This window comes from Stenotrophomonas sp. SORGH_AS_0321 (assembly GCF_031453215.1).
Taxonomy (GTDB): Bacteria; Pseudomonadota; Gammaproteobacteria; order Xanthomonadales; family Xanthomonadaceae; genus Stenotrophomonas; species Stenotrophomonas chelatiphaga.
This window is the reverse complement of record NZ_JAVIZG010000001.1, coordinates 2,420,422-2,433,778: the sequence shown is the minus strand read 5'-3', so window position 1 is coordinate 2,433,778 and position 13,357 is coordinate 2,420,422. Positions and strand designations below refer to the sequence as shown.

Here is a 13,357-nt window from a genome sequence, read left to right as displayed (position 1 = left end):
GTGACGGCCGCTGGCCGTCAGGCCGTTGCCGCTGCGCTCGCCGACCATGGGTCGGCGCTACCGGGTCATTGGCGGGTAGTGACGGCCGCTGGCCGTCAGGCCCTTGCCGCTGCGCTCGCCGACCATGGGTCGGCGCTACCGGGTCATTGGCGGGTAGTGACGGCCGCTGGCCGTCAGGCCGTTGCCGCTGCGCTCGCCGACCATGGGTCGGCGCTACCGGGTCATTGGCGGGTAGTGACGGCCGCTGGCCGTCAGGCCGTTGCCGCTGCGCTCGCCGACCATGGGTCGGCGCTACCGGGTCATTGGCGGGTAGTGACGGCCGCTGGCCGTCAGGCCCTTGCCGCTGCGCTCGCCGACCATGGGTCGGCGCTACCGGGGCATTGGCGGGTAGTGACGGCCGCTGGCCGTCAGGCGTTGTCGGCGGCGCTCATTTCACCCCGTGCAGGTCTCGCAGCTGGGTCGGCCGTGAAGCGAAATAGGCCGCCAGGTCGGCGATCTCCTGATCACTGATGCCGGTCGCCTGCGGGGTCATCAACGCGTGCTGCCGATCGCCCGAACGATAGGCCTGCAGCGCGTGCGCCAGGTAATCACTGTATTGCCCCCCCAGCTTGGGGTAGGTCGGGTCGATCGGCGCATTGCCGTCGGCGCCGTGGCAGTCGATGCAGCTCTGCCCGGTGGCCTTGCCCTTGACCTGCGCACGGGCCTCACCGGCGGCGAGGCGGCCGGCCGGCAGCCCGGCCGACGATGAAGGAGCGGGGAGATCACCACTGGCCTGGCCCGGCTGGTCGGGCGACTGCGTGCTGCTGTCTTCATGCGACGGCGAGCAGGCGGCCATCAGGACGGCGACGGACAAGGCGATGGCATGACGCGTGAACTGCGCGGCTTTCGACATGTAGGCGTGCCTTACTTGACGGTGGACAGGTAAACAGCGAGATCGGCGATCTCCTGTTCGCTGAAACTCATCGACTGCGCCTGCATGGTCGGATGACGACGCTTGCCATGGCGGTACTCGGTGAGGGCCTGCAGCAGGTACTGCTCGCTCTGCCCGCCGATCTTCGGCACGCGGTAGCTGGGGTAGGCGTTCTTGTAACCGGTGATGCCGTGGCAGCCCTGGCAGGTGTACGCCAGGACCCGGCCATTGTCGAAATTGCCGGTGAGGGCGGCGGCCGGCGCGGGTGCCTGCGGGGCCGGAAGCGGCGCCGGAGCGGCAGGGGCGGACGGCGGTGAAGCAGGAGCAGGAGCGGCCACGGCGGCCCCGAAGGGCAGGAGGACGGCCAGAGCAAGACAAGCGGCGAGCGGCTGCGGGCGCATGATGTCGTTTCCGGGCTACGGGTCTGGTCGTTCCGGCGTGGGGTACGGAACGGCCCGAGTATAGCGGCTCGTTTCATGTTGCTGAAATGGGGTCGGCCCGACCGACGGCGTGAAGTCACCGTGACCTTTGGGATATGGTGTACCCGTGAGGTGGTGCATTACTTTGCTACCACACCTGTTCACGCATCCCCAGGGACCCGACGATGTCACGCCATGCCTTCCTGCCCGCCGGCCGCAGCGGAATCTGCGCCGCCGCGCTGCTCATCTCCACCACGCTGCTGATGTCCGGCTGCGCGGGTGGCCCCAACAACGAAGCAAAGGCAGCGGACGGCAAGGACGGCAAGTCCGAACAGAAGAAGGTCGATGCCGTGCCGGTGGAAGTGGCGGTGGCCAGCCATCGCGGCGTGGCCGCCAGCTACACCGGCACCGCCGCGCTGGAGCCGCGCGCCGAATCGCAGGTGGTGGCCAAGACCTCCGGCGTGGCGCTGGCCGTGCTGGTCGAAGAAGGCCAGCAGGTGCGCGCCGGGCAGCCGCTGGTGCGGCTGGATCCGGACCGCGCGCGGCTGGCGGTGGCACAGAGTGAAGCGGTGATGCGCAAGCTGGAAAACAACTACCAGCGCGCCAACCGCCTGGTGGGCCAGCAGATGGTCAGCGCCGCCGATGTCGACCAGCTGCGTTACGACGTGGAGAACGCCCGCGCGCAGTATCGGCTGGCCACGTTGGAACTCTCCTACACCACGGTCACCGCACCGATCTCCGGGGTGATCGCCTCGCGTTCGATCAAGACCGGCAACTTCGTGCAGATCAACACGCCGATCTTCCGCATCGTCGACAACTCGCGGCTGGAAGCCACGCTCAACGTGCCCGAACGCGAGCTGGCCACGCTGCGTGCCGGCCAGCCGGTGACCCTGCTGGCCGATGCACTGCCGGGCAAGCGCTTCACCGGCCAGGTCGATCGCATCTCGCCGGTCGTCGATTCCGGCAGCGGCACGTTCCGCGTGGTGAGCACCTTCGACGGCGGCGCGCAGTCGCTGCAGCCGGGCATGTTCGGCCGCATCCGCATCGATTACGACCAGCGCGCCGATGCGCTTGTGGTGCCGCGCCTGGCCCTGCTCGACGATGGTGACCCGGCCGTGTTCCGCGTGCGCGCCGGCAAGGTCGCGCGGGTTCCGGTGACGCTGGGCTACGCCGAAGGCGCCTGGGTGGAAGTGCGTGAGGGCCTGGCGGCAGGCGACCAGGTGGTCACCGCTGGCAAGGTCGCGCTGCGCGACGGCACCGCGGTGCAGGTGATCGTGCCCGCCGATCCCAAGCAGGTGGCCAAGGCCACGCCGGCTGCCAAGGCAGGGAGCGCCCCATGACATCGGCCGGTAACGACCACGGTCGCGACCCCCACCAGGGCCACGGCCCCGGCAGCATGGGCGGCGGCCTGGTGGAGTTCGCCACCCGCCGCCGCGTGACCATCGCCATGTGCACGGTCACCCTGATCCTGTTCGGGCTGATCGCGCTGAACAGCCTGAAGGTCAACCTGCTGCCGGACCTGAGCTATCCCACGCTGACGGTGCGGACCGAGTACACCGGCGCGGCACCGTCTGAAATCGAAACCCTGATCTCCGAGCCGGTCGAAGAAGCGGTCGGCGTGGTCAAGAACCTGCGCAAGCTGAAGTCGATCTCGCGCACCGGCCAGAGCGATGTGGTGCTGGAATTCGCCTGGGGCACCAACATGGACCAGGCCAGCCTGGAGGTGCGCGACAAGATGGAAGCGCTGAACCTGCCCCTGGAGGCCAAGGCCCCGGTGCTGCTGCGCTTCAATCCTTCGACCGAACCGATCATGCGGCTGGTGATTTCCAGCAAGGACGCGCCGGCCACCGACGCTGAAGCGATCCGTGAACTGACCGGCCTGCGCCGCTACGCCGACGAAGACCTGAAGAAGAAGTTGGAACCGGTCACCGGCGTGGCCGCAGTGAAGGTCGGTGGTGGCCTGGAAGATGAGATCCAGGTGGACATCGACCAGCAGAAGCTGGCGCAGCTGAACCTGCCGATCGACACCGTCATCCAGCGCCTGAAAGAGGAGAACATCAACATCTCCGGCGGCCGCCTGGAAGAGGGATCGCAGCGTTTCCTGGTGCGCACCGTCAACCAGTTCGTCGATCTGGAAGAGATCCGCAACCTGCTGATCACCACCCAGTCGTCCAATGGCAGCGCAGCCGATTCGGCGATGGCGCAGATGTTCGCCATCGCTGCGGCGACCGGCTCGGATGCGGCGATGTCGGCGGCATCGGCGGCGCAGAGTGCATCGGGCGGCAATTCCAGCGTCATCGCCAACGGCGTGCCGGTGCGGCTGAAGGACGTTGCCACGGTGCGCCAGGGTTACAAGGAACGCGAGGCGATCATCCGGCTGGGCGGCAAGGAGGCGGTGGAGCTGGCGATCTACAAGGAAGGCGATGCCAATACCGTGGCCACCGCCGAGGCCCTGCGCGCGCGGCTGGAGCAGATCAAGACCACCTTCCCGTCCGATGCCGAGCTCACCACCGTCGAAGACCAGTCGCGCTTCATCGAACACGCGATCAGCGACGTCAAGAAGGATGCGGTGATCGGCGGACTGCTGGCCATCCTGATCATCTTCCTGTTCCTGCGCGATGGCTGGAGCACCTTCGTCATCAGCCTGTCGCTGCCGGTGTCGATCATCGCCACGTTCTTCTTCATGGGACAGCTGGGCCTGAGCTTGAACGTGATGTCGCTGGGCGGCCTGGCCCTGGCCACCGGCCTGGTGGTGGACGATTCCATCGTGGTGCTGGAGAGCATCGCCAAGGCACGCGAACGCGGGCTGGGCGTGCTGCAGGCCGCCATCGCGGGGACGCGGGAGGTGAGCATGGCGGTGGTGGCGTCCACCCTGACCACCATCGCGGTGTTCCTGCCGCTGGTGTTCGTCGATGGCATCGCCGGGCAGTTGTTCCGCGACCAGGCGCTGACCGTGGCGATCGCCATCGCGATCTCGCTGCTGGTGTCGATGACCCTGATCCCGATGCTGAGCTCGCTGAAGGGGCGCCCACCGCTGGCGTTCCCGGAGGAACAGGCGGGCGAGGCCTGGCGTCCGCAGAACCGCTGGTTGAAGCCGGTGGCCGGTGGGCGTCGCGGCTTCGTGGCCGCCCTGCGCTGGAGCTTCTTCGGCGTAGCCTGGGCGGTGGTGCGGGTGTGGCGCGGCATCGTGGCGGTGGTCGGCCCGGTGATGCGCAAGGCCAGCGACATGGCGATGAAACCGTATGCCGGTGCCGAACGCGGCTACCTGCGCCTGCTGCCCAGTGCGCTGGCCCATCCGGGCAAGGTGCTGGGGCTGGCGGCACTGGCCTTCGTGGCCACCATGGCACTGGTGCCGATGCTCGGCGCGGACCTGATCCCGCAGCTGGCGCAGGACCGCTTCGAGATGACCGTGAAGCTGCCGGCCGGCACGCCGCTGAAGCAGACCGATGCGCTGGTGCGCGAACTGCAGCTGGCGCATGGCGATGGCAAGCAGGCCGCCGGTGAAGGCATCGCCTCGCTGTATGGGGTGAGTGGCGCCGGCACCCGGCTGGATGCCAGCCCGACCGAAAGCGGCGAGAACATCGGCAAGCTGACCGTGGTGATGGAAGGGGGCGGTGATGCACGCAGCGAAGCGGCCATCACCGAACGCCTGCGCGACACCATGGCTTCGCATCCCGGCGTGCAGGTGGACTTCGCACGACCGGCGTTGTTCAGTTTCTCCACGCCGCTGGAAATCGAGCTGCGCGGACAGGACATGGCCTCGCTGGAGCAGGCCGGGCAGCGGCTGGCGGCGATGCTGCGCAACAACGCGCACTACGCCGACGTCAAATCCACGGTGGAAGAAGGCTTCCCGGAAATCCAGATCCGCTTCGACCAGGAGCGCGCCGGTGCACTGGGCCTGACCACCCGCCAGATCGCCGATGTGGTGGTCAAGAAAGTGCGCGGCGATGTCGCCACCCGTTACAGCTTCCGCGATCGAAAGATCGATGTGCTGGTGCGTGCGCAGCAGGGCGACCGGGCCAGCGTGGACAGCATCCGCCGGCTGATCGTCAATCCCGGCAGCACCCGTCCGGTGACCCTGGACGCGGTGGCTGAAGTGGTCGCCACCACCGGCCCGAGCGAGATCCATCGCGCCGACCAGACGCGGGTGGCGGTGGTATCGGCCAACCTGCGCGACATCGACCTGGGCGGTGCGATGCGCGAAGTGCAGGCGATGGTGGCCGAACAGCCGCTGGGCGCGGCGGTGGGCATGCACATCGGCGGGCAGGGCGAGGAGCTGGAAGAATCCGCGCGCTCGCTGATCTTCGCCTTCGGGCTGGCGATCTTCCTGGTGTACCTGGTGATGGCCTCGCAGTTCGAATCGCTGCTGCATCCGTTCGTGATCCTGTTCACCATCCCGCTGGCCCTGGTCGGCGCGGTGCTGGCGCTGCTGCTGAGCGGCAAGCCGATCTCGGTGGTGGTGTTCATCGGCCTGATCCTGCTGGTGGGGCTGGTGACCAAGAACGCGATCATCCTGATCGACAAGGTCAACCAGCTGCGCGAAGCCGGCGTGGCCAAGCACGAGGCGCTGGTGGAAGGCGCACGTTCGCGCCTGCGCCCGATCATCATGACCACCCTGTGCACACTGTTCGGCTTCCTGCCGCTGGCGGTGGCGATGGGCGAGGGCGCCGAAGTGCGCGCGCCGATGGCGATCACCGTGATCGGTGGCCTGCTGGTGTCCACCCTGCTGACGCTGCTGGTGATCCCGGTGGTGTATGACCTGATGGACCGCAAGGGTGATGCGTACTACCGCGAACGCGGCCGCAAGCTGGCCCACGATGCAGGCTTCGATGCGCCCGACGCCGGACAGGGACGGGAGGAGCCGGCATGAGCATCGCCGAGTTCTCCATCCGCCGCCCGGTCACCACCATCATGTGTTTCGTGTCACTGGTGGTGGTGGGACTGATCGCCTCGTTCCGGCTGCCGCTGGAGGCACTGCCGGACATCACCGCACCGTTCCTGTTCGTGCAGATTCCCTACACCGGCTCCACCCCCGAAGAGGTGGAGCGCACCTTGATCCGCCCGGTGGAAGAAAGCCTGGCGACGATGACCGGGATCAAGCGGATGCGTTCGTCGGCCACCTCCGAAGGGGCCAACATCTTCATCGAGTTCAGTGACTGGGACCGCGACATCGCCATCGCCGCGTCCGATGCACGCGAGCGCATCGATGCCATCCGCACCGACCTGCCCGACGACCTGCAGCGCTACAACGTGTTCAAGTGGTCCAGCAGCGACGAACCGGTGCTGAAGGTACGCCTGGCCAGCGACACCGACCTGACCGGCGCGTACGACATGCTGGACCGCGAGTTCAAGCGGCGCATCGAACGCATCCCCGGCGTGGCCCGGGTCAACATCTCCGGCGCGCCACCGAACGAGGTGGAGATCGCGATCGATCCGAACCGGCTGAACGCACATGGGCTGAGCATCAACGAACTCAGCGAGCGCCTGCGCACGTTGAACTTCTCCTTGTCGGCCGGACAGATCGACGACAACGGCCAGCGCGTGCGCGTACAGCCGGTGGGCGAAATCACCGACCTGCAGGAAATGCGCGACCTGGTGATCAACGCCAAGGGACTGCGCCTGGGCGACATCGCCGAGGTGCGCCTGAAGCCGACCCGCATGAGCTATGGCCGCCGCCTGGATGGCAATCCGGCGATCGGCCTGGACATCTTCAAGGAGCGCAGCGCCAACCTGGTGGAAGTCTCGCGCGCTGCGCTGGCCGAAGTGGAGGCGATCCGCGCGCAACCGAGCATGCGCGATGTGCAGATCAAGGTCATCGACAACCAGGGCAAGACGGTGACGTCCTCGCTGCTGGAACTGGCCGAAGCCGGCGCGGTCGGCCTGATCCTGTCGGTGACCGTGCTGTTCTTCTTCCTGCGCCACTGGCCGTCCACGCTGATGGTGACCCTGGCCATCCCGATCTGCTTCATCATCACCCTGGGCTTCATGTACTTCGTCGGGGTGACGCTTAACATCCTGACCATGATGGGCCTGCTGCTGGCGGTGGGCATGCTGGTGGACAACGCCGTTGTGGTGGTGGAAAGCATCTACCAGGAACGCGAGCGGATGCCCGACCAGCCGCGGCTGGCCTCGATCATCGGCACCCGCAACGTGGCCATCGCGCTCAGCGCGGGCACCCTGTGCCACTGCATCGTGTTCATCCCGAACCTGTTCGGTGAAACCAACAACATCAGCATCTTCATGTCGCAGATCGCGATCACCATCTCGGTGTCCCTGCTGGCGTCCTGGCTGGTGGCGGTGAGCCTGATCCCGATGCTGTCCGCGCGGATGGACACGCCGAAGCTGCTGCATTCCAGGACGGGCGTCATCGCGCGCCTGCAGGGCCGGTATGCGGTGCTGCTGGACTGGACCCTGCGCCACCGTGGCTGGAGCCTGCTCGGCATCCTGCTGGTGGTGCTGGTCAGCCTGGTGCCGATGAAGCTGACCAAGGTGGACATGTTCGGTGGCGAAGGCGGCAAGGACGTGTTCATCGGCTACATGTGGAAGAGCGCCTACACCTACCGGCAGATGTCCGATGAAGTGAAGCGCGTGGAAGACTGGCTGGATGCCAACCGCGAGCGGCTGCACATCACCCAGGTGTATTCCTGGTACAGCGAGGACGAGGGCAGTTCCACCATCGTGACCCTGGACGAGGCGCACGCCGGTGGCCTCAAGGCGATCCAGGAAGAACTGCGCAAGGGCCTGCCGAAGTCCGCGCGTGCCGATTACTTCGTCGGCAACCAGGGCGGTGATTCCGGCGGCGGCAACAGCGGCGTGCAGGTGCAGCTGGTCGGTGATTCCAGTTCGATGCTGCAGGAGATCGGCGAGGAAGTCCTGCCGCTGCTGGCGCAGCGCAAGGAACTGCGCGACGTGCGCATCGACAACGGCGAGAAGGGCAGCGAGCTGGCGATCAAGGTCGACCGCGAGCGCGCGGCCGCGTTCGGCTTCAACGCCGAACAGGTGGCCAGTTTCGTCGGCCTGGCGCTGCGTGGCGCCCCGATGCGCGAGTTCCGCCGCGGTGACAACGAAGTGCCGGTATGGGTGCGTTTCGCCGGCGCCGAACAGAGTACGCCGGAGGACCTGGATGGCTTCAGCGTGCGCACCGGCGATGGCCGTACCGTGCCATTGCTGAGCCTGGTGTCGGTGGAGATCCTGTCCTCGGCCACGCAGATCGGCCGCACCAACCGGCAGACCACGCTGACCATCAAGGCCAACCTGGCCGACAAGGTCACCGCGCCGGATGGGCGCAAGGCGATCGAGGCGGTGCTCAAGCCGATGAACTTCCCGGCCGGCTACTAGCTTCAGCTTCGACGGCGGCGACTTCGGCAACGATGACGAGGCGATGCAGCAGATGCTGTTCAACCTGGTGATCGCGCTGCTGATGATCTACGTGGTGATGGCCGCGGTGTTCGAGTCGCTGCTGTTCCCGGCGGCGATCATGAGCGGGGTGCTGTTCTCGATCTTCGGGGTGTTCTGGCTGTTCTGGCTGACCGGCACCTCGTTCGGCATCATGTCCTTCATCGGCATCCTGGTGCTGATGGGCGTGGTGGTGAACAACGGCATCGTGATGATCGAGCACATCAACAACCTGCGCCGGCGCGGCATGGCCCGTACCCAGGCGCTGGTGGAAGGCTCACGCGAACGCCTGCGCCCGATCATGATGACGATGGGCACGGCGATCCTGGCGATGGTGCCGATCTCGCTGACCGACACGCAGATGTTCGGCGACGGCCCGCCGTACTACCCGATGGCGCGCGCGATCGCCGGGGGCCTGGCGTTTTCCACGGTGGTCAGCCTGCTGTTCCTGCCGACCATCTACGTGGTGCTGGATGACGCACGCAGTGCGGCGGCGCGGTTGATCGGCAAGGCCCGCGGTCGGGGCGTGGACACCCCGGTGGTGGAGGCCTGAACCGCGGAACTGGTAGCGCCGATCCATGCTCGGCGGGATCTCCGGGCGAGGAGCCCGCTGCACTCGCCGACCCTGGGTCGGCGCCCGATGGGACGCGACGGATGCATGCTGAGCGCATCAGGCGGAGCTCGCGTAGTCGTTTAACCAGCAAGGAAGTGAAGGAAGGCTGCGCCAGTGCCCACGATCAACATGTTGTCCATTCCGCGTGGCGCCGTCGCTTCGACCCCGGTCATTGTCAGAGCAAAGCCCAGAGATAGGGCTAGAGTCGTCACCACATCGACAGAGCTGGAAAGGATCAAGCCTATGCCGCAGGCCGCGAACGATACGGCGAAGACTGCCGAACTTCCTTCGATTGACTTGGTATTGCGAACGCGCCAGAAAACGTCTTTAACCGTATACTGCCTTTTCCCAAAACGCATGCCGATTGGTTCAGCGAGACCGTCACCGAGCCCCATCGCGCAGAAGGCGATCTTTGCGTAAAGCGGGTTAACGATTGCTAGTGCCGTATAGGTCGTGAGTTGCCCGCTAACCAAGGGTAGGAAGACAAAAAAATTTCCGTTGGGGAGGTCTCTATCCCGTACATTGCTTGCAATAACTGCGGCAATATACTGGTTTTTCGATAGGCTTGACCATGCATATATGATGATTACGCAAAGTGACGTTGCAATCGATGTCGGTACAAAAATCTCGTCAGGAAGGCCGAAAAGCATCGCTGCAGAGAGAATCGACAGGCCGAAGTGATTGAGTTTCCGTGTGAAACCGTCCCGGACTCCACGGCGTCGCATCATCCATGCCAAGTTGCCGACAGCCAGTGTTCCTATTACGCCGACACAGATTACACGCCATATGCTGACGTTAAGAAAAAAGTCACTTGCGCTCATCGCTCCAATCCTCGATCTCGCCTGCCCTGTCGACGCGATACTTAATTTCGCATAGATCAAGTATTGGCTTGTCGTTTCTGTTATCTGAGTAGCCAGCAAGAAAATACGTTTTTTTTCCTGTGCGCGATTCGACTTGTCTTACTTTCTCGGAACAGACGCACCGTATCGACAGGCAGAGGCCTCCCATGAATCGCTTCAGATTGGACCCGACAAGTGTAACTCGATCATCAGATGACAAGTTTGGGTAGATGCGCCTAACGAGATTCTCCGGACTGCCAGAGACTAAAAACAGGTGCGCCCCTTCTCGGTAGTGACGTTCAAGTTCCCGCCACGGTTTGGTGTGAAGGCAGTTGGATGCGCAGAATTGATTAATGAAATCATCATCGAAACGTTCGAGTGAACTCCTTGATAGCCCGAATGTCAAAAACCATATGAGCACGCTGAGGCTCAGGCGGCGGTCGGGACTTATTTTGTGGGATGCGAAAGCGATCCCAAGTACGGGTAGGCACAGGATGGTTCTCAGGTAGCTCCGCCTGGCCAGCTTTCTGATGTAGTTCTCGAATATATCTCCCGAGTGCAGGGTGCCGTCGACATCAAAAAATACATTTACCGTCATTTTCCTGCAATCCTTGAGAGTCTCTTCCGTCGATACCAAGATTCTTCAAAGCGATCGCGCGCCAAGATCATCGGTTGAATCCTGCATGAGCCCTCGATCACTGGCTCGCAGATATTGACAAATCCCATCATGGAGTAAAGGCGATCTTGTTTTCCGATGGCTGAGATAATGACGCTGTCAACCCTATGATCTCTGCAATATTCCATGACTGCAAGAATAAGGTGGTCGTAAATGCCGCGCCCGCGATAGTTGGCATGAATAGCCAAAAGCCTGACCTCCACCATTTCGTGGGCGCCACGATCAATTATTAGTCCTGCCGGAATCCGCTTCATTGTCGAAAGTTGGTGGCCCTTGGGCGTCAGTGAGATCATTCCAACGATCTCTTGATCGACCTTCGCTACGAAGAAAACTCCTTCTTTGTGCTTGCTGTCTACCCTTCTTTTGGAGCTTGCAGTTGCATGTTGGTTGAGCTCTTCGCAATAGATTTCATGATTTAGTCGCCAGATATCGTCCATGTCCGATGGTTCGGCAATTGCTACACTGACTTTCATGAGGATGACGTGCCGATGGATTCGATTGTCTGGAGCAGAGATTTCATTGTGTTCAAGTCTGCAAGTGTAATGCGCAGGTGTGTGTCCGATTCTCCAATATTCTCGCTCTTGACCATGAAGCCCGCGTCCATCAAATTCTTAGCTAGGTCATTCCAATGGGGGGCGCAGCGAACTAATATGAAGTTGGCTTCCGTTTTATAAGGATATAAGCCTTCGATGCTGAGCAGCTTCCGGTTGACGTACTCCCTCACGACTTCGTATTCAGATCTCAGGTCGTTCTGCAGCCGATGGTCTTGAATTCTCTCGATTGCAAGTTCTTGACTGAGTGTTGATATTCCAAATACCGTAGCAAGTGGTCTAACGCATTCAACTATATCGGCATTTCCAACTAGAAAGCCGATTCTGAGGTTTGCAAGCGCAAGGAACTTCGAGAACGTCCTTGTGACAAGTAGGTTCTTACTGGTTATTGCCGCGGAGACGATGAGATCAGCGCCTCGTTCTTGGTCGCTGAATCCGTGGTACGCCTGATCGACGAGAAACGTAACTGCAGGGAACTGATCAATCACTTCTAGTAGGTCGCGTGCTTCTACTGCGTTTCCGGTTGGGTTGTTGGGGCTGCAAATAACCGCTAACTTGGGAGCATAAGTAGCAAGCCCGCTGCGAAGATCTCCGAGGTCATATTCATAGGTGCTTGGTCCTTTGGCTAGTTGGTAGTAGCGGGCGCGAGCGCCTGAAAGCTGCGCAATGCTGGTGAAGAAAGACCAGCTCGGCGAGGGGAGTAGTATCGAGTCTCCCTCTGAAGTAATGCTGGTAAATAGAAGGCGAAGCAACTCGGCGCTGCCATTAGTAATAAGTACGTTTGCTGGGCTGCACGTGAGTTGCTCAGCGATAGCCTCTTGTAGCTTTGAGGTGCCACGTATTGGATACATGTGCAAACTTGCTAAACCGGTATTCCCAGTCGTACCGGCGACCTCTCCCCGTGCATGCAGTGCTGAAGAGAACATATTCTCATTCAAATGTAACTTGACATGGTTCGGAAAATCATTGTCGGGCATTGAGTAGGTTCCAAAACCCTGCCTCACTATGATGGCCTTCTTTTCGAGCATGCGTTGCCTCTGTTTGTTTCCATGCGTGGCGCTTTCGCTGAGCGCGCCTGTCATCCAGGTCATGCAAGCGAGTGGTGCGCGGCCTCCAGTGCCAGCAGTCTCCGCATTCTCCTTGATCGAGAATGTTTGCTGTAGAGAGCGGCAGAGGGGTTCCTCTCGGTCCCGGTTGGCAGTGCCGAACGATGGGTGACTTGGCTTGGCGCTCCGTGTTGGGTCCGGAAAGGCAGCTTGCCGGGTCGCAACTGGAGTGGCTGCTACGTTTCGCGCATAGGGCTACTAAGGATCAATTTCTCGCCCTCAGATCGAACTCCAACCGTTTGGGGGATACCATTTTTCAGCACGATGACGTGCTCAATGAGCCGATCGCGCTGCTGATGATCTACGTGGTGATGGCCGCGGTGTTCGAGTCGCTGCTGTTCCCGGCGGCGATCATGAGCGGGGTGCTGTTCTCGATCTTCGGCGTGTTCTGGCTGTTCTGGCTGACCGGCACCTCGTTCGGCATCATGTCCTTCATCGGCATCCTGGTGCTGATGGGCGTGGTGGTGAACAACGGCATCGTGATGATCGAGCACATCAACAACCTGCGCCGGCGCGGCATGGCCCGCACCCAGGCGCTGGTGGAAGGCTCACGCGAACGCCTGCGCCCGATCATGATGACGATGGGCACGGCGATCCTGGCGATGGTGCCGATCTCGCTCACCGACACGCAGATGTTCGGCGACGGCCCGCCGTACTACTCCATGGCGCGCGCGATTGCCGGCGGGCTGGCGTTCTCCACGGTGGTCAGCCTGCTGTTCCTGCCGACCATCTACGCGGTGCTGGATGATGCACGCAGTGCGGCGGCGCGGTTGATCGGCAAGGCCCGCGGCCGGGGCGTGGTCGCCCCAGCGCTGCGGTAGCGCCGAGCCATGCTCGGCGGGATCTGG

General features: G+C 62.9%; 9 protein-coding genes and 1 pseudogene. 4 read left to right on the top strand and 6 right to left on the bottom strand.

The features are described 5' to 3' along the window. Nucleotides 1-427: 427 nt before the first annotated feature. Nucleotides 428-892 carry a cytochrome c gene (locus QE373_RS10705; protein WP_057687402.1) on the bottom strand — a complete coding sequence of 155 codons (465 nt, stop codon included), beginning with the start codon at nucleotides 890-892 and terminating at the stop codon, nucleotides 428-430. A gap of 11 nt (nucleotides 893-903) precedes the next feature. Then, entirely contained in the window at nucleotides 904-1,311 is a 408-nt protein-coding gene (locus QE373_RS10700; protein ID WP_042614923.1) for a cytochrome c, read from the bottom strand. Nucleotides 1,312-1,514: 203 nt separating this feature from the next. Between QE373_RS10700 and QE373_RS10695 the strand changes: the two genes are divergently transcribed. The 3 genes and pseudogenes from QE373_RS10695 to QE373_RS10685 all read left to right on the top strand — a co-directional run bounded on the left by QE373_RS10695 (nucleotide 1,515) and on the right by QE373_RS10685 (nucleotide 9,277). After that, entirely contained in the window at nucleotides 1,515-2,669 is a 1,155-nt protein-coding gene (locus QE373_RS10695; protein WP_309686265.1) for an efflux RND transporter periplasmic adaptor subunit, read from the top strand. After that, entirely contained in the window at nucleotides 2,666-6,199 is a 3,534-nt protein-coding gene (locus QE373_RS10690) for an efflux RND transporter permease subunit (RefSeq protein ID WP_309686263.1), read from the top strand. The genes QE373_RS10695 and QE373_RS10690 overlap by 4 nt, the downstream gene beginning before the upstream one ends. Further along, nucleotides 6,196-9,277 (top strand): annotated as a pseudogene (locus QE373_RS10685) (efflux RND transporter permease subunit). Before QE373_RS10690 ends, QE373_RS10685 begins: the two are co-directional and overlap by 4 nt. A gap of 140 nt (nucleotides 9,278-9,417) precedes the next feature. Here the strand turns inward: QE373_RS10685 and QE373_RS10680 are convergent. The 4 genes from QE373_RS10680 to QE373_RS10665 are packed head-to-tail and all read right to left on the bottom strand — an operon-like array spanning nucleotide 9,418 to nucleotide 12,431. Next, a complete protein-coding gene (locus tag QE373_RS10680; protein WP_309686261.1) occupies nucleotides 9,418-10,158 on the bottom strand; it encodes a hypothetical protein in 741 nt (246 codons plus the stop codon). Then, nucleotides 10,145-10,774 (bottom strand): haloacid dehalogenase-like hydrolase, encoded by a 630-nt coding sequence (locus QE373_RS10675; RefSeq protein WP_309686254.1) that lies wholly within the window; start codon nucleotides 10,772-10,774, stop codon nucleotides 10,145-10,147. Before QE373_RS10675 ends, QE373_RS10680 begins: the two co-directional genes overlap by 14 nt. After that, a complete protein-coding gene (locus tag QE373_RS10670; protein WP_345784378.1) occupies nucleotides 10,771-11,289 on the bottom strand; it encodes a GNAT family N-acetyltransferase in 519 nt (172 codons plus the stop codon). Before QE373_RS10670 ends, QE373_RS10675 begins: the two co-directional genes overlap by 4 nt. A 32-nt stretch (nucleotides 11,290-11,321) precedes the next feature. Further along, complete coding sequence (locus QE373_RS10665) at nucleotides 11,322-12,431, bottom strand: aminotransferase class I/II-fold pyridoxal phosphate-dependent enzyme (protein ID WP_309686247.1); 1,110 nt, start codon at nucleotides 12,429-12,431, stop codon at nucleotides 11,322-11,324. Nucleotides 12,432-12,553: 122 nt separating this feature from the next. Between QE373_RS10665 and QE373_RS10660 the strand changes: the two genes are divergently transcribed. Continuing rightward, nucleotides 12,554-13,330, top strand: coding sequence for an efflux RND transporter permease subunit (locus tag QE373_RS10660; protein WP_309686245.1), 777 nt, complete (start codon nucleotides 12,554-12,556; stop codon nucleotides 13,328-13,330). Nucleotides 13,331-13,357: the final 27 nt, after the last annotated feature.

Excerpts from the sequence above, each read along its gene's own strand:
- QE373_RS10705 (WP_057687402.1), bottom strand. The coding sequence starts at position 892 with ATGTCGAAAGCCGCGCAGTTCACGCGTCATGCCATCGCCTTGTCCGTC.
- QE373_RS10690 (WP_309686263.1), top strand. The coding sequence starts at position 2,666 with ATGACATCGGCCGGTAACGACCACGGTCGCGACCCCCACCAGGGCCAC.
- QE373_RS10670 (WP_345784378.1), bottom strand. The coding sequence starts at position 11,289 with ATGGACGATATCTGGCGACTAAATCATGAAATCTATTGCGAAGAGCTC.
- QE373_RS10695 (WP_309686265.1), top strand. The coding sequence starts at position 1,515 with ATGTCACGCCATGCCTTCCTGCCCGCCGGCCGCAGCGGAATCTGCGCC.
- QE373_RS10660 (WP_309686245.1), top strand. The coding sequence starts at position 12,554 with ATGTTTGCTGTAGAGAGCGGCAGAGGGGTTCCTCTCGGTCCCGGTTGG.
- QE373_RS10680 (WP_309686261.1), bottom strand. The coding sequence starts at position 10,158 with ATGAGCGCAAGTGACTTTTTTCTTAACGTCAGCATATGGCGTGTAATC.
- QE373_RS10665 (WP_309686247.1), bottom strand. The coding sequence starts at position 12,431 with ATGCTCGAAAAGAAGGCCATCATAGTGAGGCAGGGTTTTGGAACCTAC.
- QE373_RS10700 (WP_042614923.1), bottom strand. The coding sequence starts at position 1,311 with ATGCGCCCGCAGCCGCTCGCCGCTTGTCTTGCTCTGGCCGTCCTCCTG.
- QE373_RS10675 (WP_309686254.1), bottom strand. The coding sequence starts at position 10,774 with ATGACGGTAAATGTATTTTTTGATGTCGACGGCACCCTGCACTCGGGA.